This is a genomic window from Bacillus sp. XF8 (assembly GCF_017498755.1).
Classification (GTDB): Bacteria; Bacillota; Bacilli; order Bacillales; family Bacillaceae_G; genus Bacillus_A; species Bacillus_A bingmayongensis.
The window spans coordinates 16,163-38,643 of sequence record NZ_JAGDQK010000021.1; the positions used below are offsets into that span (position 1 = coordinate 16,163).

Below are 22,481 nucleotides of genomic sequence, written 5' to 3' on the forward strand. Positions count from 1 at the left end.
TAATCCCTATAGAAAGAGGGGAATATTGTGAGCAAAAATACAATTGATATAGCATCTTTTGAAGATGTTTCATTGAACGCCTTCGCTTATGAACTGCTGCGTGAAGAAGTATTACCTGACCTAATTGGAAAAGAATTAGATGACATCTTATACTGGGCTGGCAGAAACCTAGCACGAAAATATCCGCTAGAAACGATTGAAGAAGTCATTCATTTTTTTGAAAAAGCTGGTTGGGGCCGCTTGAACATCATCGAGCATAAACGCCGTGAAATGCATTTTCAGCTAACAAGCCCGCTCATTACAGAGCGCCAAAAGCAAAATAGACATTCTTCTTACCAATTAGAAACTGGATTTGTTGCAGAGCAAATTCAAAAGCAGCGAAATGTTGTTGCAGAGTCATATGAAGAGCAAAAAAAACGTTCGGATTCTATCACATTTCTTGTAAAATGGGACGTAAAAGATCCTGTCGAAGTGTAGAATCTACATTAACAGTCAACTAGACATATAGGTTTAGTTGACTTTTTATTTTGGTATATTCATTCGTTTTTATGTTTTTAACATTCTGAAATTATAACAAAAAATAGAAGACATTGTAAACTACAACGTCTTCTTATCTGTTAAATAGGAATAAATAGTTTCTGCGACATTTTGCGGCATTCCCGCTTCGACAAATTCGGTCACAGAAGCTTCCTTCATTTTTTTTAACGAACCAAAATGTTTTAACAATACCTTTTTTCGTTTCTCTCCTACTCCAGGAATTCCATCTAAAGCAGATTGAATAACAGATTTCCCGTGAAGCTGACGGTGGAACGTAATCGCAAATCGGTGTACCTCATCTTGAATACGCTGCAATAAATAAAATTCTTGGCTATTTCTTTCAAGCATAACTGGCTCAGGAGGATCACCAATCATTAAATGCGACGTACGGTGCTTATCATCCTTAACAAGTCCAGCCATCGGAATATACAATCCAAGTTCATTTTCAAGCACATCACTAGCAGCTGCAAGATGTCCTTTCCCACCATCAATCACAATTAAATCAGGTAGTGGCAAATTCTCTTTTAAAGCACGTGTATAACGCCGGCGTACAACCTCTCGCATCGATTCATAATCATCCGGCCCTTGAACTGTCTTTATTTTATATTTTCGATACTCTTTTTTCGCTGGCTTTCCATCAATAAAGACAATCATTGCTGAAACTGGATTCGTCCCTTGAATATTTGAGTTATCAAATGCTTCAATACGATATGGCGTTTCAATACCAAGCTGCTTACCTAAATTTTCAACAGCCTTTATCGTCCGCTCCTCATCACGTTCAATTAAATAAAACTTTTCTTCTAAAGCGATCTTCGCATTCTTGTTTGCTAATTCAACGAGGTCTTTTTTCTTTCCGCGTTTCGGCTGCGTTGCATCCACTTCTAAAAAACGCTCTACTAATTCAGGGTCAATATTTCCTGGCACTACGATTTCCTTTGGTTTAAAATGGTTGTTTTGTTCATAAAATTGACCGATAAATGTTAAAAATCCTTCTTCAGGCTCATCATAAATTGGAAACATGGAGACATCGCGCTCGATTAACTTACCTTTTCGAACAAAGAAAACTTGCACGCACATCCAGCCTTTATCAACCGCATAACCAAACACATCGCGGTCAACTAAATCGCTCATAATCATCTTTTGCTTTTCCATAATCGCATCTATATGAGCAATTTGATCACGCAATTCTTTTGCACGCTCAAACTCTAATTTTTCTGATGCTTCATACATTTTCGCTTCCAATTCTGAACGAACTTCTTTATGTCCACCGTTCAAAAACTTAACAATTCCATCTACAATTTCTTGATTTTGTTTATCCGTTACCTCTTGTACACAAGGTGCTAAGCATTGTCCCATATGATAATATAAACAAACTTTATCTGGTATATTTGTACATTTCCGAAGCGGATACATACGATCTAACAGCTTTTTTGTTTCATGAGCTGATTGCGCATTAGGATACGGACCAAAATACTTTCCTTTATCCTTTTTTACATTTCTCGTAATAAGCAAACGTGGCTGTTTTTCAGCTGTAATTTTAATAAACGGGTATGTTTTATCGTCTTTTAATTGGATATTATATTTTGGATCATATTTTTTGATTAAATTTAATTCTAAAATGAGAGCCTCCAAATTCGAGGAGGTAACAATATATTCAAAATCAACAATTTCTCCGACAAGACGGAGTGTCTTCCCATCATGTGAACCAGTAAAATACGAGCGCACACGATTTTTTAATACCTTTGCCTTCCCGACATATATAACCGTTCCTTGCTTATCTTTCATTAAGTAACAGCCTGGTTGATCTGGTAAAATTGATAATTTTTCTTTTAAATGCTCGTGCACTCGCAAACCTCCGTTTCTTACATGTTTATCATTGTTGTTTCCAAGCAAAAACATACAATCGTTAAATCCCCAACATACGTTCTTTAATTGTAACGGAAAGCGCAAAAAAATGAAAACATTATACGTATTTTTGTCTTTTCAAATAGAATTTCACTATTTTTTTCATGCTAAACTAACAAAATAGAATTCTTGATTTTGTTTTTTAACCTTTAATCATGATGTGCTCTGCAAACGATTTGCGCATGAAACACCCAAAAAATCTATTCAAATATAACAATCAAAGAAAAGCGTAAAAAGGAGGATAACAATGGAGAAATATTTTGAAGACACACACCGTTTCGGTTCTCGTAATAGAATCCACTTAGAAAAGGAAACCATATGTGGTTGTTTTTATTGTTTAAAAATTTTTAACCCTAGTAAAATTACTGAATGGTGGGATGACGATGATACAGCAGTTTGTCCCTATTGTGGTATTGACTCTATTATCGGAGAGAATTCTGGATTTAAAATTACAGAAACCTTTCTAAAAGGAATGCATCAAAGATGGTTTGATTAAATAAAGTGAAACTTCCATCACTAATCAGTTTTTTACGAGTATCACTATCGTCTAATTAATCCTTAAAATAAAAAAGCTGCCCTACGGCAGCTTTTTCGGATTAGAAGTGTTTAGAAACTAATTCAACTAACGCTTCTTTTGGTTTGTAACCTAACGCTTGGTCAACCACTTTACCATCTTTTAATACGAAAAGGGATGGAATACTCATTACTTCAAAACTGCGAGCAGTTTCTTGGTTTTCATCAACGTCCACTTTTACAACTTTTACTTTTTCGCCTAATTCTGCATCGATTTCCTCTAATACAGGAGCGATCATTTTACAAGGTCCACACCATGGTGCCCAAAAATCTAATAATACAATACCTTCGCTTGTTTCAGCTGCGAAGTTTTGGTCAGTTGCGTTTACAATTGCCATTTTATTTCCTCCTTCAAGTGTATTCTACCAAAAGTATATCATTAACTTATATACGTGGCGAATATTATGTATCGTTATGTATTGTAACAAAAAAATGTACCTTTATACTATACAAAAATATAAGGTATATGCTAAAAAACGAGAGGCAGGGGACCTCTCGTTTTTCTATATATAGGGGTATTTCACTTGGAACTCAAGGGTTACTCAAATTAAGAATGTACTTTTAATTTTTTAAATTCTTCTGTTAATAAAGGAACAACTTCAAATAAGTCGCCAACAATACCATAATCAGCTACTTTAAAGATACTTGCTTCAGGATCTTTATTAATTGCAACGATTACTTTCGAATTAGACATACCTGCTAAATGCTGAATCGCGCCAGAAATACCACATGCAATATATAAATCTGGCGTAACAACTTTACCCGTTTGTCCAATTTGTAATGAATAATCGCAATACTCTGCGTCACATGCACCACGTGATGCTCCAACAGCGCCGCCTAATACATCTGCTAATTCTTTTAACGGTTTAAAACCGTCTTCACTTTTCACGCCGCGTCCGCCAGCAATAATGACTTTCGCTTCTGAAAGGTCTACACCTTCTGCTGTTTTACGCACAACATCTTGAATGATTGTACGTAAATCTTTTACATCAACTGTAATAGAAGACACATCACCTGTACGCGCTTCATCTTTTTCTAATGGCGTAATGTTATTTGGACGTACTGTCGCAAACAGAATGCCATCTGTTACAATCTTCTTCTCAAACGCTTTACCAGAGTAAATTGGGCGTGTAAATACAACATTACCACCCGTTACTTCTAGTGCAGTGACGTCGGAAACAAGACCAGCTTCAAGTTTTGCAGCTAGCTTTGGTGATAAATCTTTACCAAGCGCTGTGTGTCCAAATACGATTCCTTCAGGCTTTTCCTCAGCATATACAGCAAGAAACGCTTGTGCATAGCCATCGGATGTATATGATTTTAATTTATCATTTTCAACTGTCACAACGCGATCTGCACCGTAATGAATCAATTCATTTGCTAAAGATGCAATGCTCTCTCCAACTAGAAGGCCAACCACTTCACCGCCTTCTGCAATTGTTTTCGCTGCTGCTACTGCTTCAAACGAAACGTTACGTAGTGATCCGTCACGAACTTCACCCATTACTAATACTTTACGAGCCATAGATTTTCCCTCCTGCATATATAATTTCGTATTTTATTAGATTACTTTCGCTTCTGTATGGAGCAACGATACAAGTTCTTTTACTTGATCTTGCAGCTCGCCTTGTAACACTTTTCCTGCATCTTTCTTAGGAGGCAAATAGATTTCGATTGTTTTTGTCTTTGCTTCCACATCATCTTCCGCTAAATCTAAATCATCTAATTCTAATTCTTCAAGCGGTTTTTTCTTCGCTTTCATAATACCTGGAAGCGATGGATAACGTGGTTCATTTAAACCTTGTTGCGCTGTTACTAAAAGCGGTAGTGATGTTTCAATCACTTCCGTATCTCCTTCAACATCGCGCTCAATTTTCACGCTTGTGCCGTTAATTTCAAGCTTCGTAATTGTTGTTACATATGGAATATTTAACGCTTCAGCTACGCGAGGTCCAACTTGTCCAGACGCACCATCAATCGCTACGTTTCCACCTAAAATTAAATCTACTTCTTTATCTTTTAAATATTCAACAAGCACTTTCGCTGTTGTAAATTGGTCACCATTCTCAATATCATCTTCAATATTGATTAATACCGCTTTATCACAGCCCATCGCTAGCGCAGTGCGAAGTTCTTTTTCACTGTCTACGCCGCCAACTGTTACAACCGTAATTTCACCGCCTTGTGCGTCTCTTACTTGAATTGCTTCTTCAATCGCATATTCATCGTAAGGGTTGATGATGAATTCCGCTTCGCCATCGTAAATTGCACCGTTTTTAATTACGATCTTCTCTTCTGTATCAAATGTTCGTTTCATGAGTACGTAGATGTTCATTCCATTTACCCCCTTGTTTTTCAGAAAGATTCCACCAATTTTAATATTCTGTTAATTTATATTAAAAAAATAATTCGAACTACCTACCACTAAATGAAGGTTTGCGTTTTTCTAAGAATGCCGCTACACCTTCTCTTCCATCTTCACTCGTAAACACTTCACCAAATATTTGTGCCTCACGTTGTACACCTTCATAATAATGAGATGATTTTGTTGTTTGTAATAGCTCTAACACAGCACGAGTTGTCGCTGGACTTTTACTAGCAATTTGTTTTGCAATTTGAAGAGTATCCTCTAAGAGCGACTCTTCAGAGAACACACCATTAACAAGTCCCCATTCTAATGCTTGTGCACCTGTAATCGGTGTACTTGTTAACATCATTTCACAAGCCTTCGCTTTGCCAACGTAGCGTGGCAAACGCTGTGTACCTGCAAAACCAGGGATCAATCCAAGCGTTAACTCTGGTAAACCAAGCTTTGCACTTTCAGTTACAAAGCGCATGTGGCAAGACATAGCGAATTCAAGGCCACCGCCAAGTGCCGCTCCATGAATTGCCGCAATAACTGGTTTTGAGCATTTTTCTACACGCTCAAAAGTAACTTGTCCAAGCTGTGCTAGCTCTGTCGCCTGTTTTGCTTCCTCAACAGAAGTAAACTCTTTAATATCTGCTCCTGCTGAGAAGAAGCGTCCTTCGCCATGAAGAACGACGACGCGGATACTTTCATCCCTTTCGACTTGATCAATTAACTCAGTAACGTCATGCATAACTTGTGAAGACATAGCGTTAGCTGGCGGATGATTTAATGTCGCCACCGCGATATGGTCTTCCACTGTTACAGATAGGAATTTCAACAAGATCCCTCCCATTATTGACGATAACCACAAGCTGAAATAAGCAGCCCATGTACCGTTTTTGAAAGTGCGACCAAATCATATTTATGATCGCTCATTACCCAATTGGTCACAACTTCATCTACTGTTCCGAAGATCATTTGTCTTGCTACGCGAACATTTAAATCCGCTTGGAATTCTCCTTGTCCTATACCTGTTTCCAAAATTTCATCGATGACTTGTAAGTATCCTTTTAATACTTCGTTTATCTTGAGGCGTAAGTCTTGATTGGATTGGCGAAGCTCTAGTTGAGTGACGATAGCAAGAGGATCATTTTGTGACAACAGCAAGAAGTGCGTTTCTACCAACATAAATAACTTCTCTACAGCGCTTTCAATTCCTGCTGTTTTTTGACGAATTGTTTCGACAAATTCTCCCATCTTCTCCTGGAATAAGGATATCAATATATCTTCTTTATTTTTAAAGTATAAATAAATAGTTCCATCAGCAACGCCAGCTTGCTTTGCAATTTTAGAAACCTGCGCTTGATGGTATCCATTTTCTGCAATCACAATAACCGCCGCATCAATAATTTGGTTATATTTTGGTCGATTTTTTTTCACTTTACTGTCCCCTTCAAGAAGATGACTGAATGAATAATCATTCATATTTTAATAATACTGACTATTTACAATATTGTCAATCATATATTTTCAAAAAGAAAGGGCCTTTAGCCCGTCTGCTCATCCTCTTTCTTTTTCTTCTCTTCATCTATAAGGACGCGTCGTAAAATCTTCCCAACAGTTGTTTTTGGCAATTCGCTCCGAAACTCATATACTTTTGGAACTTTATAAGCAGCCAAATATTTACGAGCAAACTGATCTAACTCTTCTTCAGAACAAACTTCATCTTCTTTTAGTACAACAAAAACTTTCACGGTTTCACCACGATATGGATCTGGGACACCAATCGCAACCACTTCCTGCACCTTTTCATGTTCATATAATACTTCTTCCACTTCGCGCGGATAAACATTGAATCCGCTAGCAACAATCATGTCTTTCTTGCGATCTTTTATATAGAAAAATCCATCTTCATCCATATAGCCAACATCACCTGTGTGTAACCAACCATCCTGTAATACAGCTGCTGTTTCCTCAGGCTTATTCCAGTATCCCTTCATTACTTGCGGACCTCTCACAACAATTTCACCAATTTCCCCTGGAGGTAACGATTCTCCTGTTTCAAGTGACATAATGCGGGCATCTGTATCTGGCCACGGGACGCCAATGCTTCCTGGCACACGTTTTTCCCATAAGAAATTGCTATGTGTGACTGGAGATGACTCTGTCAGTCCATATCCTTCTACGAGCTTACCACCTGTAATCTTTTCAAATTTCTCTTGCACCTCTACTGGAAGAGGAGCAGAACCACTAATACAAGCACGAATCGAAGAAATATCATATTCCTGAAGCAGAGGACTATTTAAAAGGGCAATATAAATCGTCGGAGCTCCCGGAAACAGTGTAACTTTATGCTTTTTAATCGCTTCAAACACCATTTTCATATCAAACTTCGGAACAATTACCATTTTGTATCCTTGCATAACGGTTAAATTCATCACAGCTGTCATCCCGTACACATGGAAAAATGGAAGGACACCGAGAACCACTTCTTCTCCTTCTTTACAGTTATATAGCCAATGCACACCCATCAATGTATTCGATACAAGATTTTTGTGCGTTAACATAACTCCTTTCGGAAATCCTGTCGTACCTCCTGTATATTGTAAGAGCGCTAAATCATTTTCAGGATCACAAGGCACCTCTACCATTTCATCACTTTCTCTTTCTACCGATTTCCAAACATGAATCGTATCACTTTCGGCTACTTTTACAACAAGATTCGTTTGCTTCTTTTGTACAAGTGGATATAGTAAATTTTTTGGAAATGGTAAAAAATCTGCAATGCGGGTTACAATAACATGCTCGAGCTTTGTTGTAGATTGAACATTCGTAACTTTCGGGAAAACGAGATCCAGACATAGAATAACTTTCGCTCCAGAGTCATGGAGTTGATATTCTAGTTCCCTCTCTGTATAAAGAGGATTTGTTTGCACGACAATACCACCTGCGAGCAATGTACCATAATATCCAATTACAGACTGCGGGCAATTTGGTAACATAATCGCAACTCGATCACCTTTTTTCACACCAAGCTTACGAAGATAATTTGCAAATTGATTCACCTTACAATTCAGCTCTGAAAATATAATATCCTTCCCCATAAAGTGAAGCGCTTTCTTTTCTGGATACCGAGAAGACATCTGCTGTAAATACACATGGAGCGGCTGAATATCATAAGAAATTGTATCTGGAATTTCCTCTGGATAACTTTGTAGCCAAGGCTTTTCCATCTTCATTCCTCCTCCCTGTTCTTACAAGAATAAAATGAATGTCCATTCATGATGATTGTTTTCATTATATTATAGTCGTAATCGCGTTACAATCATAATATTCTGACTTTTGTATAACTATTCCATTGCAACTCCATAAACGTTTTTATTATTGTGCCATTGAGACATGTCGTTTCCTTTCCTTCTCTTGTAAAATTCTGTTCACCCTTCCATTTTGACTTTTCAACATATAAGTCGCTGCTATGAAGAAGAAAAGGTAACTTGCATTCGTTTTCTCTCTCTGTTTTAACTTGGCATGGGACAGGAAAAGGATCTGACCGCTTCTATGCATAGCCGGATGCTCTCTCCCGCCTAAAAAGAAAGGGTTTATGTCGTTTTTTTAATTTAAATTTACATATGAATGAAACCTATCCTATATATAACAACATCCTAATTGGCTTATACTTTCTGTTTCTTCTCCTGCTCCTCTTAAAGGTTTATTAACAAATTCACATTTCGAAAGCGTTATAGCGGTGAAAAATACCATAATGTTCTAAAGAGATTTTTTTGTCAGAATAGAAAGAAAATAATTGACACCGCAAAAACCTTCATAGTATGATTTCCGTGTTGAAACTGATAATCCTTTTCAATTAAAGGGATGAATCCTACTGCAATTGCAGAAAGATTATATATCATTTCAAAATAATTCATTTGGGGGAAAAAGATGAAAAAAGTTGTTAGTATTTTTATGGTCATCCTTCTATTCGTTGTCGGATGTGGCCAGCAAAAAGAAGAGAAGAAGGAAGTAAAAACAGATGATAAAAAACAAGCTATAACAATTAAACACGCTGAAGGTGAAACAAAGTTAGATAAACCAGCGAAAAAAGTTGTTGTACTTGAGTGGGTATATGCAGAAGATTTATTAGCACTTGGCGTTCAACCTGTCGGGATGGCTGATATTAAGAACTATAATAAATGGGTAAATACAGAAACAAAACCAAATAAAGATGTTGTAGATGTAGGTACACGTCAACAACCAAACTTAGAAGAAATTAATCGCTTAAAACCTGACTTAATTATTACAGCTTCATTCCGTAGTAAAGCTATTAAAAATGAGTTAGAACAAATTGCACCAACAATTATGTTCGATCCATCAACAAGCAATAACGACCACCTTGCGGAAATGACAGAAACATTTAAACAAATTGCAAAAGCAGTTGGAAAAGAAGAGCAAGGCAAAAAAGTATTAGCAGATATGGACAAAACATTTGCTGATGCAAAAGAAAAAATTGAAAAAGCAAACTTAAAAGATAAAAATATCGTAATGACACAATCATTTACAGCAAAGAATGTTCCAACATTCCGTCTAATGACAGATAACTCTACAGCGATGCAAATCACGAAAAAATTAGGTTTAACAAATGCATTTGAACCTGGTAAATCTGAGCCAGACGGCTTCAAGCAAACAACTGTAGAAGCACTACAAGGTGTACAAGATGCAAACTTCTTATACATCGTAGCTGATGACGATAACATCTTCGACAAACAGCTAAAGGGTAACCCAGCATGGGAAGAGTTAAAATTCAAAAAAGAAAATAGACTGTATAAACTAAAAGGTGACACTTGGATCTTCGGTGGCCCTGAATCTGCAAAATCATTAGCAAAACAAGTTGCAGATATAATGACAGCGAAGAAGTGATTTCACAATGAATAACTTACAACATACACTTCGAGCGAGTCTTATATTCGGAGGAGGAGCGACTCTCTTGCTCCTCCTTTTCTTTATTCATATCGGACAAGGGCAAGCAAATATTTCTTACAGCATGATTATGGATGCTCTCTTTTCTCCAAATCAATCTCTTGAACATCAAACATTAATTATTCTACGCCTGCCAAGAGCTACTATTGCGATTTTAGCTGGCGGAGCCCTTGCTGTATCAGGGGTTATTTTACAAACGTTAACGAAAAATCCCCTTGCTGAGGCAAGTTCAATGGGAATTCATTCAGGGGCATATTTTTTTCTAATCGCTGCTACCATTTTTTTACCTAAATACTTACAAGTACACTCTCTCCTTTTCACATTTATTGGAGGAGCGGTAACAGCTTTGTTCGTATATCGTATTTCTGGTGGTAAAAAAGGAACTCCGCTACGTATGGCACTAGCGGGTATGGTTGTTACATTAATGCTTTCTGCGTTTACCGGAACGATGCAACTTTTTTATGAAAATGAAACAGCTGGATTGTTCCTATGGGGCGCAGGATCACTGGTTCAAAATAACTGGAATGGCGTGCAATTTACAGTACCATTTGTTCTCTGTGCTTTTCTTGCTGCATTGTTCATGTCACGTAAATTAAATATACTTCTTTTAGGTGATGACGTTGCTGTTTCACTTGGAGAAAAAACAGGAGTAACACGTTTTATTGCCTTTATTGCCGCAATCTTTTTAACTGCGGTTGTTGTAACAGTTGTTGGACCAATCGGTTTTATTGGCTTAGTTGCACCTCATTTAATGCGCCTTATTGGCTATCGTCAACATTTCCCTCTGCTTCTCTCCTCTTTCTTATGGGGAGCTATTTTATTACTTGGAGCAGATGTCGTTGGTAGATTAATAGACCCAACTGGCGCTGAACTTCCTGTTGGTGCTGTCACTGCAATGATTGGTTCACCATGGCTCATTTACTTAGTTTATCGCATGATGAAATCCAAGCAATATATGAACGATAGCGGAGCGAATACAGCTGGCGCTAGCTCACGCTATTTCTCTTATACAAAAGTAATCATCATATCTACGATGCTGTGCATTATAACAATTGCTCTTGGCATTGCAATCGGCAGTAATTCCTATATCGAGAGTATAACAAATGTAATAACAGGGCAGCTTACACAATTTGATCAAAACATGATGATGAACCTTCGTCTACCAAGAATGCTCGTTGCTGCTGTAGCGGGAGCATGTCTTGCAATTAGTGGACTAGTCTTTCAAGGGATACTACGTAATCCACTTGCTGATCCATCTATCATTGGAATTTCATCTGGTGCAGGTGTTGGTGCTTTAACCATTATGTATGTCTTCCCTGCACTTCCAGGAATCTTCCTACCAATCGGTGCATTTATTGGTGGATTACTTGCAGTTGGAATCGTCCTCTTCTTTTCATGGAAGTCAGGATTTAGCCCAACGGCACTTGCATTAATCGGAATTGGTGTATCAGCACTCGGCTCAGCGATTATTCAAATCTTTATCGTGAGAGCAAACTTAAACGTAGCCGCTGCCTTAACTTGGTTATCGGGTAGTACTTACGCAAGAGGCTGGAATCACTTAGAAAATATAATTTTATATCCATCTCTTATTCTCGTACCAATCATCTTCTTCTTAATGAAACAGCTTGATGTTCTCGTGCTCGGAGATGACCTAGCAACAGGTCTTGGACAACGTGTAAACAAAACACGTTTTGCGCTTATTATCCTAGCGACATTGCTCGCATCAGTAAACATCGCCGCTGTTGGTACAATCGCCTTCTTAGGACTCGTTGCACCGCACTTAGCACGCATTGTTGCCGGGATGAATCACCAAAGATTGTTTATTTGCTCAGCACTGTTTGGAGCGATTCTTCTTTGCATCGCTGACTTACTTGGACGGACAATTGCCTATCCGAAAGAAATTCCTTCTGGGCTTGTCGTTGCTGTACTTGGCGCGCCCTACTTCCTTTGGTTGATGAGAAAGAGTGGGAAGAAAGTTAATTAAAAAAGCGAAGGCTTCTTTTGTTTGGAAGCCCTCGCTTTTTATCATTTTAACCGAGAAGACCCCCTCCTCTAAACGAAGTGAAGGTGGGGGTAGTTCAATAGTGCGGCATAAAATTAATATAAGCTTTATAAAAGAAATATATTACACATGAATACATCAATACATAAAATACCATTCTTTTCCCTCTTAATGCCCATGTTAATTTCTTATCTTGTAATGATAGTTCTATTCCACTTGCCTTTTTCACTTGACGTAACACTTGAAACAATTCACGATATTCATCATCAATTCCTAATAATAAGTACTCTTTACCATTTGTATATTTTATATATAAAAACTCACTTCCTCCCTTACGATCTAATACTGTTTTCATAGAAACAATTTCATCTAATTGATATACTTTTAAATCAACATCATTATAATACCGGTCTACAAAGAAAACATATAATCTTTCATTTGTAACAACCAAAACGCTATTAATGCCAAAATGCATAGCGAGAGCGCCTATTCCTAACATAGTTGCTGTTCCTGTTTGTGATCCCTTTACACGAGGATTAGATGCAATCATACTATATAAGATCTCTTCATTTTTCTGTAAATCACTGTGTACTTCCTGATAACAACGCTGCATTAAAATAGTTCTTGTGACTACCTTTTTGGCACGTTTTATTTTCTGTTTATCAACTTTTATTTCATCAGTATATTCCGCCAAATCTTCATCGCTATATTGTAAATTATTTAATCCCTGCAACAGCTCCTCTTTGCGCATCCTTTTCCCCTCCTATTATCTTTTTTAGTTTTTTCCGTCCTCTTGAGAGTCTGCTATAAACATTATCTGTTGTCAGCCCTAATTCAGAAGCAATCTCTTGCACACTATATTCATCTAAATACCTCTTTATAAAGATTTTTCTATCTTTATTATTTAAAGCTTCAATTAAAAGGTAGAAGGTTTCCTCTTGTTCCTCATTTGTTTGATTTGTATCTTTTATCTCTTCATATATATCCTGCTGAAATTCTTGTAATCGATAAGCCTGATTACTCTTTCTCTTAAAATCAATCGCTTTAAACTTCGCAACAGATATAAGCCAATTTCTAAACTTCCCGCGCTTCTCTTCATAACTTTCAATGTTGTACCAAATGATTAATAAAATATCGTCCACACATTCATCTACTAATACTTTACTGTGCGATGTATCCAATATACTGTGAACTACTTTATAAATTAAATCCCCATATTGATCAATTGCAGCATGTAGTGCCTTCATATCTTTCTTTCGCAATCCTTCTACTATTTCAGTTTCTCGCATCCCTATCACCACTCTTTGCTTCATTCTCTATTTACTTAATATACGAATTATAATGTTAGTTTTCTGACACAAATACAAAATTTACTTATGTATATTTCATATTATATCAATGTAAATATACAAAATAAAAAAGCAGGACAAACACCTACTCTCACGAATTTACTCTATGAATATAACCATTGGGGGGATAACATGTACCAAACCATTGAAGGCTTTCTAACAACGTGGAAATACGAGTCTGAGTCTACACAAAAGGTATTGGATGCATTAACTGATGAATCATTGAAGCAAGAAATTGCTCCTGGTCATTGGACTTTAGGCAGAGTTGCTTGGCATATCGTTACTGCAATTCCTGTGATGCTGTCAGGAACAGGTTTACAATTTGAGGGGGAAACAAAAGATTATCCTGTTCCAACTTCCGCGAAGACGATTGCGGAAGGCTATCGTAAAGTAAATACGGATTTTGTTGAAGCACTTCAAACAGAGTGGACTGATAAAGATTTAGCAACAATCAATGACTTCTTTGGACGTCCAATGCCGAATTCTATATTTTTAATGACCCTTATTAATCACCAAAATCACCATCGCGGCCAAATGACTGTTTTAATGCGTCAAGCTGGTCTCAAGGTTCCAGGTATTTATGGACCTGCTAAAGAAGAATGGGCAGCTGCAGGGATGGAAGCTCCGAAAATGTAATAACAAAAAAGACAAGGTGATTTACCACCTTGTCTTTCTCTGTAACTTGTTTCATGTGAAACTTTATAGTGCATCTTCATTCTCAATATTTCTAATTCCATAATAAGCAATCATAATACCAATAGCCGCAAGCGCTAATTGAAGTGGTAAAAAGGTTGCTAATGAGAACTCTGGCTGACTTTGACATGCAATCATCACAACAATTAAGGAAGAAACAATCGTTGTTGGAACAGAGTATTTACGCATACCAAAGTATAACGGGATTAACCCTGCCCCTGCAGCTGCAACGGCAAAAGGAACCAATTTTATACCTTCTTGAATCAACTCATCTATCGTTATTGTATTCGGAATAACTAACATATAGCTATTTAATGTAAAGAAGACACCCACTACAAAAATGTTAGATAATAAGACTGTTATAAATGTTAGCATTGCTGTAATTAATAACTTACTAGCAATGATTGTTTTTCGATTAATCGGATACGAAAACATGAGCAATATTGTTTTGTTTTTATATTCTTCGATTACTAACTTCGCAATTAATACTCCCGCAAAGACAATAAATGTCCCTCGCACCATTGCACTAGCCATTAAAAGAATCCCTTGAGAATTTCTTAGTTCTATATCCCCTTCAATCTGTGACACATAGCTTACACAAAACAACATTGCAACCATCAATATATTTGCGATAATCGCACCTTTCACATACCATCCAAGCTTAAATTTCTTCATTTCTAGCTTCATGAGTTGCAACATTTTATTTTCCTCCCTAGTTCATCTGTTTTATTTAAATAAATCCTCCTGTTCGATTTTATTGCTTATTCGCTGGTAATACTTTACGATAACTTCTAGATAGAAAATTCAAATAAATACGAAGATACTTCCAACTAAAATAGGCGATACTTCCCACGATTCCACCTATACCCAGAGCCCAAACCATGCTCCACTCCTGAGGGATTGATAAACCAGGGCCAATATCCATTTGTACCCATGTAGCTCCAAAGGAACGAATAATACCCGCAATAAATATAAGTACAGTGCAAAAACCGAAACCGTACGCAATCGTTGCCAAAACTGGAACAACAATAACGCTTAATAGTCCCGTCGTACAATAAAAAAACAGCATAGCCAATACGTCACTGACGGAACGAGTTGATTTTTTCTGCATGATATATTCACCTCTTCTGATTATTATTTGATATATATAGTACCTTTTTTACTTAAAAGCTCCACCTTATTTGATGCATCACCAATTACGCCTTCTTTTGTTTTTTCCATATTCGTTCTTTTCTTAAATCCATTTAAACGCACTACTATATCGGATGAGTCGCTGTTAGCAGCAGGCTGTAATGAAGTTGGAGCTTCTTTATAAGAGACACCAATATCTCCTGATTTTGTTTCTACAAGTAATGCCTTTCCTTCTATCGTCTCTTTAATCAATACTTCACCATCTGTCGAAGTAACTTTTGTCTTAGGGCTCCTTACATTTGTAAGGTAGTTATCACCGGTAGTAGAAGCTACAGATAGTTCCTGTAACGAACTATTTTTCAAACTTAGTTCCCCACCTTTTGATGTAAAATTACCTTTTTTTGCTGATAGTCCTTCAATCTTTTCAGCACCAGATCCGTTTGAAAATACAATATTTTTAGTCGTTACATCATTCATTTTTATATCACCAGAGCTATTATTCAATGTAATCGTATCTACTCCATTTTTTGGGATGGAAATATAAATAGTACCTTTCTTTCCAAAACTGAATCCTCCCGCAAAACCTTCCTTTTGCTCTTTCTGATCCACGACAATTTTCTTTCCATCCTTTTTCATTGTTACAGGATCATTCTTCTTATCTTCCTGCTTTCCCTCAGCTGCGATTGTTACTTTGTTTGATTCCGCACTTTTGAACGCAACATCCCAATTTTCGTTATTTATTTCTATTTCTTCTACGCTATCTACTGTAAAAGAAGTTTCTTTTTCAAAACTCTTTGCCCCTACTTCCTTGAGACCAAAAACTACTCCTGCAACTAGAACTATTAAAATAGAAGCTAACATCGTTTTCTTCATTTTTTACTCCCCAGTTCATTTGAAATCTACATCTCATTCAAAATTGTATCTGTATTTAAGCCACATCCATTTTATTCACTTTATAATAAGACAGATAGCCAATTGCAAGACCTAATAGACAAAACGCAATTGGTACTATAATGAAGTCAAACAAACTCATCTGTCCTCCCCCATTAGAAACAGTTGAGTTAATCAATAATCCAATTACTATAGACGAGGTAATCGTTGTAGGAGTTGACTTTTTTCTCATGCCAAAATATAAAGGAACTAAGCTAATTCCAGCCATCATAAATGCAGTAAGAAAAGTAGCTGGAATGGTGGCAATGATTTGTCCCATAGTAACACTTGTTTCAAAGAATCCTATCATTGGATTTAAGAAGAACGTTAACGTGCTAATAATAAAAGTAGAGATAATGATACTCACAAAACAAAATCCAAAGACAATTGCTAACTTAGCCTGCATTATTTTTTTTCGCTCTAATGGATAGCTAAACAATAATTGCATCGTTTTGTTCTTGTATTCATCAATAACTAAACGTGATAAAATGACAGCTGAAAAAATCATAAACGTTGTTCGAATAAAAATATTTGTTAAAGACATGAACCCTGCATAATCTAAAAACATTTGCTCACTCTCTGCTTTAGAACCCCATGCCATAAGACCAACAGAAGCGAAAATTGCTATGATACAAATTACTACTCCTTTAAAATACCTAGATAAGCGATGTTTTTTCCATTCTAATTTCATCAATTTAAGCATGGTGCTTCTCCCCCATCTACTACATTTTTTGCTGTACTTGTTTGTCCTTATTTAAACAAATCCACTTGTTCGATTTTTCTTATGGCCATATAAGCAATAAATAGACCAACGCACGCTATCATGATAGGTATCACAATAAAGCTGAATAACGAAATTTCACCATTCAAACTAGAAGCAAATAAACACGTAATAATAATTGCAGATACGAATGTTGTCCGCACTGAGTACTTTTTCATTCCAAAGTAAAGTGGGATTAAACTGATTCCTGTTGATGCTAAAGCATTCACAAATAGTTCCGCTGCGTTCTGAGTTAGAATCGCCACCGTTAACGGTTCCATGATTACTGGATGATATAAATTTAAAACATAGACGAAGCTAAACATAATAATCTCTGAAATGATAATAGCGCATAGCGTAAACAGTATAATGATGAGCATTTTTGCTGCCATCATTCTTTTACGATTAATCGGATACATGAACATGACTGTCATCGTCTTATTTTGAAACTCTTGAATAATAAATTTTGCAATTAAACTTGCTGCAAAAATCATAAATACCCCTCGTGAAAAATGATCAATAAATTGAAATGCACTATCATAACTATCAAGTTCCCCATCAAAAATAATCACTGGAATAAATATAGAAACGATAAAGATTGCAATGAGTGCCCCTCTAATAGTCGGCCACAACTTAAATTTCATAAGCTCAAGCCTCATTAAATTAAGCATGAATTCCCTCTCCATTTACAAGATTTAAGAAATACTCTTCTAACGAACTATGCTTTTTGTTTATACTTTCAATTTCTATGTCATTCATGATCAGCGTTTTAGAAATTGCTTGCTGTGTAGCTGTCATTTCATACACGCGAATCATACTTTCACTCATAATTTTGTAATTTGTTATGCTAAGTTTATTTTCTAAAATATAAGCCGCACGTTTCACATCTTGAACATGAATTTCAATGTACTCTGTTTGTTTTCCATTAATGCTCTTCATTGAAACTTCTTTTATCAATTTCCCATTTTGAATAACGCCGATCGTATCTGCCATTTGCTCCATTTCTCCTAAAATATGGCTAGAGACTAATAGGGTAATTCCGTATTCTTTGCAAAGCATTTTAAATAGGTCGCGCAATTCTCTAATCCCGATTGGATCTAGACCGTTGATTGGTTCATCTAAAATTAATAGCTCTGGCTTTGTCAAAATCGCTCTGGCAATTCCTAATCTTTGTTTCATCCCAAGCGAAAAATCTTTTACTTTTTTATTCTCCACGTTGTGTAAATTAACAAGATCTAATGCATGCTCAATCCCCTTCTTGTCGTAGTAACCCATATATTCGCAATGTAGATATAAATTTTCCTTAGCTGTTAATTTGTCATAAAAAATTGGATATTCGATAATTGTTCCCATTCGTTTTAACACGTCATATGATGTATCTGTTAATCTCTCACCGAAAATTTCAATATCCCCACTCGTTGGTTTTATTAAATTTGTAATCATCTTCATAATTGTTGTTTTACCAGCACCATTGGGTCCTAAAAAGCCGTAAATTTCTCCTTTTTTCACGTGCATGTTGACCCCTGAAATCACTTCTTTTCCCCCAAATACTTTTGTTAACCCATTTGTTTTTAATATATATGACATATCAATTTCCCCTTTCGCTTCCAGTTTATATTTCTATCATAGACAATGAACGTCTCTTTTTTCTTACCCATTCCTTACAAATTTCTTACGTTCAAAAAAAAGCTTGTAGAACATCCTTTTCTACAAGCTAAAACTCCATTTTTTTCAGCATAATTGTAAATACCGTTTTCTCATATGGCGTACTAGAAAGATGAATTTCTCCGCCTAACGCTTCCACAAGTCGTTTTGTAATCGTAAGTCCAAGACCGCTTCCTTGATACAATCGGTTCCTCGAATCTTCTAACGTATACATGCGTTCGAATACTTTATCAATATGAGATTCATCAATTCCTTTGCCGCGGTCCCATACATCAACATATATGCACCTATCATCATCTCTTAATGTAATACCGAGTGTTTTCCCATCATATCCATACGCAATTGCATTTGATATTAAATTATTTAATACCCTACCCAACACTTCTGCATTTCCGAGTGCATATACATTTTTCTCCGGTATATCAATATGAACCTCAAACCCTTTCGTCGTTACTAAATCATAAAATGATAAAATCTTTTCCCGGCACACTTCATTCATATTCACCTTCGTCATTTCGATTGCTTTATCTCCAGATTCTAATTTCGCCAAATCAAAAAACTTATGAATCAGTTCCATTACTTCCAGTGTTTTCAAATGCACCTTTTCTAGCAATGCTTGTTGCTCTTCTTTACTCATCGTTTTATCTGCATTTAACATTTCTATATACCCAAGAATAACAGTAAGCGGCGTTTTTAAATCATGTGAGATGTTAGAAAGCATCTTCCTCATGGAAATCTCAACCTTCGCATGATTGGCATTCGTTTTTTGCTTCGCATCTAATAAATGATTAATCGCTACTAATAATTTTTGCAGTTCTTTATCATCCGTTACAACTAATAATTTCTCACCTGTTTGCTGCTTTACAATATCCTGTAACTTTTCATATGTATAGCGCACATTTGCACTTTTACTTTTCTGTATTCGATATTGAAAATAAATAATACCTAATAACATAACAATAACAATTGTTAAAAGAGGGACCATACTATATCACTTCCAACTTATAGCCAATTCCCCATAGTGTTTTAATATATTCCGGATTAGAAGGATCATCTTCAATTTTCTCACGCAACCGTCTCATATGAACATTAATCACGTTATCATCGCCATAGTATTCTTCATTCCAAATGAGATTATATATTTGTGCTTTTGTAAATACACGATTTTGATTCTTCACAAATAGCTTTAAAATCTCGAATTCTTTCAAAGTAAGTTTTAGCTGTTTTTCGTTTTTTTGCACAGTAAAGTTGATTGGATCGATTTTCAAATCACCAATCTCAATCATTTCTTCTTTCTTCTCCGTGGCTGAATACTTGGTTGATCTTCGAATACTTGCCTTTACTCGCGCTGATAGCTCAATCATAGAAAATGGCTTACAAATGTAATCATCTGCCCCAAGGCCTAAACCGACCGCCTTATCAACATCCGTATCCTTCGCAGACATCATTAATATCGGAACAGCACTTTTTTCTCGAATAATTCTCACCACTTCTAAACCATCTAGCTTTGGCATCATAATATCTAAAATAATTAAATCAAATGAACCTTTTAAAAACGCTAGAACTCCTTCTTCTCCATCAGGTGCGATTGTAACTTGAAAGCCTTCTTTCGTTAAATATTTTTCAACCATCTCTTGAATCGAAATGTCGTCTTCTACTAGTAAAATATGATGTGACATGTTTCTATCCCCTTTTTTTACAATCATTAACAATTCAATTGTAACTGAAGTAGATAAAACTGAAAAGAATTATATGAAAATTCAATCTGACTTCATTTCTTTCCACAACAATGTTATGATGGAATTCACTACTATTGTTCACAATTCACTTTATATAAAGGAGATTTACCATGTCAGAAAATAAAAAAGTAAGTTTAGCTGATTTAATGCGTGAGCAACTTGCGAAGAAAAAGCAAGGAAATGGAAATGGCGCAAATGCTAAAAACCAAAATCAAGCAACGAAGAAACTACAAAGTCAGCAAACAAAGAAAACAAACAACCAACGTAGACGTACAGGTGTGTAAATGAACGGGCAAAAAAGAGCTAATATTTCACCAGGCCTGGAAGTTGATATCGTACTAAAGAAAGATCAACGTACTGGCACACTCACTCGAGGGATTGTAAAAGATATTTTGACAAACTCACCGTCTCATCCGCACGGCATTAAAGTGCGACTGCAAGATGGACAAGTTGGCAGAGTACAGCACATTGTGGAATAGAAAAAGGAGCTCATTTGAAATTGAGCTCCTTTTTTTATTCATAATTCATGTCGTTTTTTCTGTAAGTCGATATTCTTTGTCGAAACACCGATAATTGTGATTACCCTTTGATTTTTTCGATGAAGACTACTTTTAAATAGTCGCCTTCTTTAAATTGGTCAATTGTACGGAAATCTTCTGGTAAGGAATGTTCTTCCAATATTTTATATTTCCCATTCATTTCTTTAAATGCTGCACTGATAAAGCCTTTAAATTTTTTCATATCGAATGTGCTGCAGTTTGTAGAAGCAACGATAATACCGTTGTTTTCTGTAATTGCGATTGTTTCTTTTAATAAGTTTTTATAGTCTTTTGCCGCACTAAATGTATATTTTTTCGAACGCGCGAAACTTGGTGGGTCTAGTACAACCATATCAAATTTCATTTGTTTCTTCGCTGCATATTTAAAATAATGGAATACGTCTTCTACGATAATGTCTTGTGCTTCGTAATCAATTCCATTTACACTGAATTGTTCAATTGTTTTACTTAAGCTACGATTGGCCAAATCAACACTTGTTGTTTTTGTTGCTCCGCCAAGCGCTGCAAATACAGAAAATGCACCTGTGTAAGAGAACATATTTAATACCGTTCTCCCTTTCGCATATGTATCGCGAATTTGTTTTCGAACGTTACGTTGATCTAAGAATACACCGACCATCGCCCCGTCATTTAAATACACCGCAAAGTTTACTCCATTTTCTTTCACGATGATTGGGAACTCACCGCGTTCTCCCGTCACAAAGTCATCCTCTTCAATATATTTTCCTTTTGTATCAAAGCGTTTCTTTTGATAGATTCCTTTGAAGTTTGCTACTTTTTGAAGAGCTCCAATGATTTCATCTTTGAATGAATAAATCCCTTCGCTATACCAGCTTATTACATAATAACCATCATAATAATCAATGATTAAACCACCAAGGCCATCACCTTCACCATTTACGACGCGGAATGCCGTTGTATCATTCGATTTATAAAAGCCTTTTCGTTTATGTAATGCCGATTTGATTTTTCTCTCAAAAAAAGCTTGGTCAATATGCTCCTGCTCTTTTCTCGTCAAAATCCAGCCGTATCCTTTATTTTGTTTTCCATAGTATCCTTTTCCAAGAAATTGGTTCTTCTCATCAGCAATTTTGATGATTGATCCTTCTTCACGCACATCGTTTAAATTTTGAATTGCATCTTTTAAAATAAGTGGATAACCACTTTTAATTTCTTTTATAAATTTCGGTTTTATCTTTACAATTACTTCTGCTCGCATGCAATGTCTTCCTTTCCATTTGAATGCTTTCTATCTATAGGAAGCATTTAAAAAACGAGACTGAAAAAACAGCCTCGTTTCACTATACCATATTATT

At 36.2% G+C, this 22,481-nt stretch carries 25 protein-coding genes; 7 read left to right on the top strand and 18 right to left on the bottom strand.

The annotated features are described in order from the left end of the window. Positions 1–27 precede the first annotated feature (27 nt). On the top strand, positions 28–477 hold the full coding sequence (locus J4P91_RS14260; RefSeq protein WP_017150595.1) for a YslB family protein: 450 nt from the start codon (positions 28–30) through the stop codon (positions 475–477). Between the two features lie 120 nt (positions 478–597). On the opposite strand, the gene uvrC is transcribed toward J4P91_RS14260, so the two are convergent. Further along, the gene (uvrC, locus tag J4P91_RS14265; protein ID WP_207994667.1) at positions 598–2,382 is read right to left on the bottom strand and encodes an excinuclease ABC subunit C; all 1,785 of its coding nucleotides are present in this window, start codon (positions 2,380–2,382) and stop codon (positions 598–600) included. A gap of 307 nt (positions 2,383–2,689) precedes the next feature. Here uvrC and J4P91_RS14270 point away from each other — a divergent pair, with 307 nt between their 5' ends. Beyond that, on the top strand, positions 2,690–2,938 hold the full coding sequence (locus J4P91_RS14270; protein ID WP_207994668.1) for a cytoplasmic protein: 249 nt from the start codon (positions 2,690–2,692) through the stop codon (positions 2,936–2,938). A 100-nt stretch (positions 2,939–3,038) separates the two neighbouring features. On the opposite strand, the gene trxA is transcribed toward J4P91_RS14270, so the two are convergent. From trxA to J4P91_RS14300, 6 genes are all read right to left on the bottom strand, one after another. Next, positions 3,039–3,353 (bottom strand): thioredoxin, encoded by a 315-nt coding sequence (trxA, locus tag J4P91_RS14275; protein WP_003200692.1) that lies wholly within the window; start codon positions 3,351–3,353, stop codon positions 3,039–3,041. A gap of 209 nt (positions 3,354–3,562) precedes the next feature. Beyond that, a complete protein-coding gene (gene etfA, locus J4P91_RS14280) occupies positions 3,563–4,540 on the bottom strand; it encodes an electron transfer flavoprotein subunit alpha (RefSeq protein ID WP_017150591.1) in 978 nt (325 codons plus the stop codon). Between the two features lie 36 nt (positions 4,541–4,576). Further along, positions 4,577–5,350 (bottom strand): electron transfer flavoprotein subunit beta, encoded by a 774-nt coding sequence (etfB, locus tag J4P91_RS14285; RefSeq protein WP_017150590.1) that lies wholly within the window; start codon positions 5,348–5,350, stop codon positions 4,577–4,579. Positions 5,351–5,429: 79 nt separating this feature from the next. Next, complete coding sequence (locus J4P91_RS14290) at positions 5,430–6,206, bottom strand: enoyl-CoA hydratase (RefSeq protein WP_207994669.1); 777 nt, start codon at positions 6,204–6,206, stop codon at positions 5,430–5,432. Between the two features lie 11 nt (positions 6,207–6,217). Beyond that, a complete protein-coding gene (locus tag J4P91_RS14295) occupies positions 6,218–6,805 on the bottom strand; it encodes a fatty acid metabolism transcriptional regulator FadR (RefSeq protein WP_017150588.1) in 588 nt (195 codons plus the stop codon). 107 nt (positions 6,806–6,912) lie between these two features. Next, positions 6,913–8,598, bottom strand: a complete 1,686-nt coding sequence (locus J4P91_RS14300; RefSeq protein WP_207994670.1) for a long-chain-fatty-acid--CoA ligase — start codon at positions 8,596–8,598, stop codon at positions 6,913–6,915. A gap of 703 nt (positions 8,599–9,301) precedes the next feature. Between J4P91_RS14300 and J4P91_RS14305 the strand changes: the two genes are divergently transcribed. After that, complete coding sequence (locus J4P91_RS14305) at positions 9,302–10,276, top strand: ABC transporter substrate-binding protein (RefSeq protein WP_207994671.1); 975 nt, start codon at positions 9,302–9,304, stop codon at positions 10,274–10,276. 7 nt (positions 10,277–10,283) lie between these two features. Further along, positions 10,284–12,320, top strand: coding sequence for a Fe(3+)-hydroxamate ABC transporter permease FhuB (gene fhuB / locus J4P91_RS14310; protein ID WP_207994672.1), 2,037 nt, complete (start codon positions 10,284–10,286; stop codon positions 12,318–12,320). A gap of 94 nt (positions 12,321–12,414) precedes the next feature. On the opposite strand, the gene J4P91_RS14315 is transcribed toward fhuB, so the two are convergent. Together J4P91_RS14315 and J4P91_RS14320 are read right to left on the bottom strand one after the other, a co-directional pair. Continuing rightward, the gene (locus J4P91_RS14315) at positions 12,415–13,089 is read right to left on the bottom strand and encodes a septation ring formation regulator EzrA (protein ID WP_207994673.1); all 675 of its coding nucleotides are present in this window, start codon (positions 13,087–13,089) and stop codon (positions 12,415–12,417) included. Next, positions 13,055–13,627, bottom strand: coding sequence for a sigma-70 family RNA polymerase sigma factor (locus tag J4P91_RS14320; RefSeq protein ID WP_207994674.1), 573 nt, complete (start codon positions 13,625–13,627; stop codon positions 13,055–13,057). The genes J4P91_RS14315 and J4P91_RS14320 overlap by 35 nt, the downstream gene beginning before the upstream one ends. A gap of 192 nt (positions 13,628–13,819) precedes the next feature. Here J4P91_RS14320 and J4P91_RS14325 point away from each other — a divergent pair, with 192 nt between their 5' ends. Further along, the gene (locus tag J4P91_RS14325; RefSeq protein ID WP_207994675.1) at positions 13,820–14,323 is read left to right on the top strand and encodes a DinB family protein; all 504 of its coding nucleotides are present in this window, start codon (positions 13,820–13,822) and stop codon (positions 14,321–14,323) included. 63 nt (positions 14,324–14,386) lie between these two features. On the opposite strand, the gene J4P91_RS14330 is transcribed toward J4P91_RS14325, so the two are convergent. From J4P91_RS14330 to J4P91_RS14365, 8 genes are all read right to left on the bottom strand, one after another. Further along, on the bottom strand, positions 14,387–15,079 hold the full coding sequence (locus tag J4P91_RS14330) for an ABC transporter permease (RefSeq protein ID WP_207994676.1): 693 nt from the start codon (positions 15,077–15,079) through the stop codon (positions 14,387–14,389). A gap of 55 nt (positions 15,080–15,134) precedes the next feature. Then, a complete protein-coding gene (locus tag J4P91_RS14335) occupies positions 15,135–15,491 on the bottom strand; it encodes a hypothetical protein (RefSeq protein WP_207994677.1) in 357 nt (118 codons plus the stop codon). 23 nt (positions 15,492–15,514) lie between these two features. Beyond that, entirely contained in the window at positions 15,515–16,384 is an 870-nt protein-coding gene (locus J4P91_RS14340; protein WP_207994678.1) for a DUF4097 family beta strand repeat-containing protein, read from the bottom strand. 55 nt (positions 16,385–16,439) lie between these two features. Then, positions 16,440–17,144 (bottom strand): ABC transporter permease, encoded by a 705-nt coding sequence (locus J4P91_RS14345; protein ID WP_207994679.1) that lies wholly within the window; start codon positions 17,142–17,144, stop codon positions 16,440–16,442. A 47-nt stretch (positions 17,145–17,191) separates the two neighbouring features. After that, entirely contained in the window at positions 17,192–17,872 is a 681-nt protein-coding gene (locus J4P91_RS14350; protein WP_207994680.1) for an ABC transporter permease, read from the bottom strand. Next, complete coding sequence (locus J4P91_RS14355) at positions 17,865–18,788, bottom strand: ABC transporter ATP-binding protein (RefSeq protein ID WP_207994681.1); 924 nt, start codon at positions 18,786–18,788, stop codon at positions 17,865–17,867. The genes J4P91_RS14350 and J4P91_RS14355 overlap by 8 nt, the downstream gene beginning before the upstream one ends. Positions 18,789–18,915: 127 nt before the next feature. Then, complete coding sequence (locus J4P91_RS14360) at positions 18,916–19,851, bottom strand: sensor histidine kinase (protein ID WP_207994682.1); 936 nt, start codon at positions 19,849–19,851, stop codon at positions 18,916–18,918. A 1-nt stretch (position 19,852) separates the two neighbouring features. Continuing rightward, on the bottom strand, positions 19,853–20,545 hold the full coding sequence (locus J4P91_RS14365; protein ID WP_207994683.1) for a response regulator transcription factor: 693 nt from the start codon (positions 20,543–20,545) through the stop codon (positions 19,853–19,855). Between the two features lie 170 nt (positions 20,546–20,715). On the opposite strand from J4P91_RS14365, the gene J4P91_RS14370 reads away from it, so the two are divergent. After that, complete coding sequence (locus J4P91_RS14370) at positions 20,716–20,889, top strand: hypothetical protein (RefSeq protein WP_207994684.1); 174 nt, start codon at positions 20,716–20,718, stop codon at positions 20,887–20,889. Further along, positions 20,890–21,084 (top strand): YwbE family protein, encoded by a 195-nt coding sequence (locus tag J4P91_RS14375; RefSeq protein ID WP_017150573.1) that lies wholly within the window; start codon positions 20,890–20,892, stop codon positions 21,082–21,084. 100 nt (positions 21,085–21,184) lie between these two features. On the opposite strand, the gene J4P91_RS14380 is transcribed toward J4P91_RS14375, so the two are convergent. Further along, the gene (locus J4P91_RS14380; protein ID WP_207994685.1) at positions 21,185–22,384 is read right to left on the bottom strand and encodes a class I SAM-dependent rRNA methyltransferase; all 1,200 of its coding nucleotides are present in this window, start codon (positions 22,382–22,384) and stop codon (positions 21,185–21,187) included. Positions 22,385–22,481 lie beyond the last annotated feature (97 nt).

Bases quoted from the DNA above. Each gene is read 5' to 3' on its own strand.
- J4P91_RS14270 (WP_207994668.1), top strand. From the start codon at position 2,690: ATGGAGAAATATTTTGAAGACACACACCGTTTCGGTTCTCGTAATAGA.
- trxA (WP_003200692.1), bottom strand. From the start codon at position 3,353: ATGGCAATTGTAAACGCAACTGACCAAAACTTCGCAGCTGAAACAAGC.
- etfA (WP_017150591.1), bottom strand. From the start codon at position 4,540: ATGGCTCGTAAAGTATTAGTAATGGGTGAAGTTCGTGACGGATCACTA.
- etfB (WP_017150590.1), bottom strand. From the start codon at position 5,350: ATGAACATCTACGTACTCATGAAACGAACATTTGATACAGAAGAGAAG.
- J4P91_RS14300 (WP_207994670.1), bottom strand. From the start codon at position 8,598: ATGGAAAAGCCTTGGCTACAAAGTTATCCAGAGGAAATTCCAGATACA.
- J4P91_RS14305 (WP_207994671.1), top strand. From the start codon at position 9,302: ATGAAAAAAGTTGTTAGTATTTTTATGGTCATCCTTCTATTCGTTGTC.
- fhuB (WP_207994672.1), top strand. From the start codon at position 10,284: ATGAATAACTTACAACATACACTTCGAGCGAGTCTTATATTCGGAGGA.
- J4P91_RS14315 (WP_207994673.1), bottom strand. From the start codon at position 13,089: ATGCGCAAAGAGGAGCTGTTGCAGGGATTAAATAATTTACAATATAGC.
- J4P91_RS14320 (WP_207994674.1), bottom strand. From the start codon at position 13,627: ATGCGAGAAACTGAAATAGTAGAAGGATTGCGAAAGAAAGATATGAAG.
- J4P91_RS14325 (WP_207994675.1), top strand. From the start codon at position 13,820: ATGTACCAAACCATTGAAGGCTTTCTAACAACGTGGAAATACGAGTCT.
- J4P91_RS14330 (WP_207994676.1), bottom strand. From the start codon at position 15,079: ATGTTGCAACTCATGAAGCTAGAAATGAAGAAATTTAAGCTTGGATGG.
- J4P91_RS14335 (WP_207994677.1), bottom strand. From the start codon at position 15,491: ATGCAGAAAAAATCAACTCGTTCCGTCAGTGACGTATTGGCTATGCTG.
- J4P91_RS14340 (WP_207994678.1), bottom strand. From the start codon at position 16,384: ATGAAGAAAACGATGTTAGCTTCTATTTTAATAGTTCTAGTTGCAGGA.
- J4P91_RS14345 (WP_207994679.1), bottom strand. From the start codon at position 17,144: ATGCTTAAATTGATGAAATTAGAATGGAAAAAACATCGCTTATCTAGG.
- J4P91_RS14350 (WP_207994680.1), bottom strand. From the start codon at position 17,872: ATGCTTAATTTAATGAGGCTTGAGCTTATGAAATTTAAGTTGTGGCCG.
- J4P91_RS14355 (WP_207994681.1), bottom strand. From the start codon at position 18,788: ATGTCATATATATTAAAAACAAATGGGTTAACAAAAGTATTTGGGGGA.
- J4P91_RS14360 (WP_207994682.1), bottom strand. From the start codon at position 19,851: ATGGTCCCTCTTTTAACAATTGTTATTGTTATGTTATTAGGTATTATT.
- J4P91_RS14365 (WP_207994683.1), bottom strand. From the start codon at position 20,545: ATGTCACATCATATTTTACTAGTAGAAGACGACATTTCGATTCAAGAG.
- J4P91_RS14370 (WP_207994684.1), top strand. From the start codon at position 20,716: ATGTCAGAAAATAAAAAAGTAAGTTTAGCTGATTTAATGCGTGAGCAA.
- J4P91_RS14375 (WP_017150573.1), top strand. From the start codon at position 20,890: ATGAACGGGCAAAAAAGAGCTAATATTTCACCAGGCCTGGAAGTTGAT.
- J4P91_RS14380 (WP_207994685.1), bottom strand. From the start codon at position 22,384: ATGCGAGCAGAAGTAATTGTAAAGATAAAACCGAAATTTATAAAAGAA.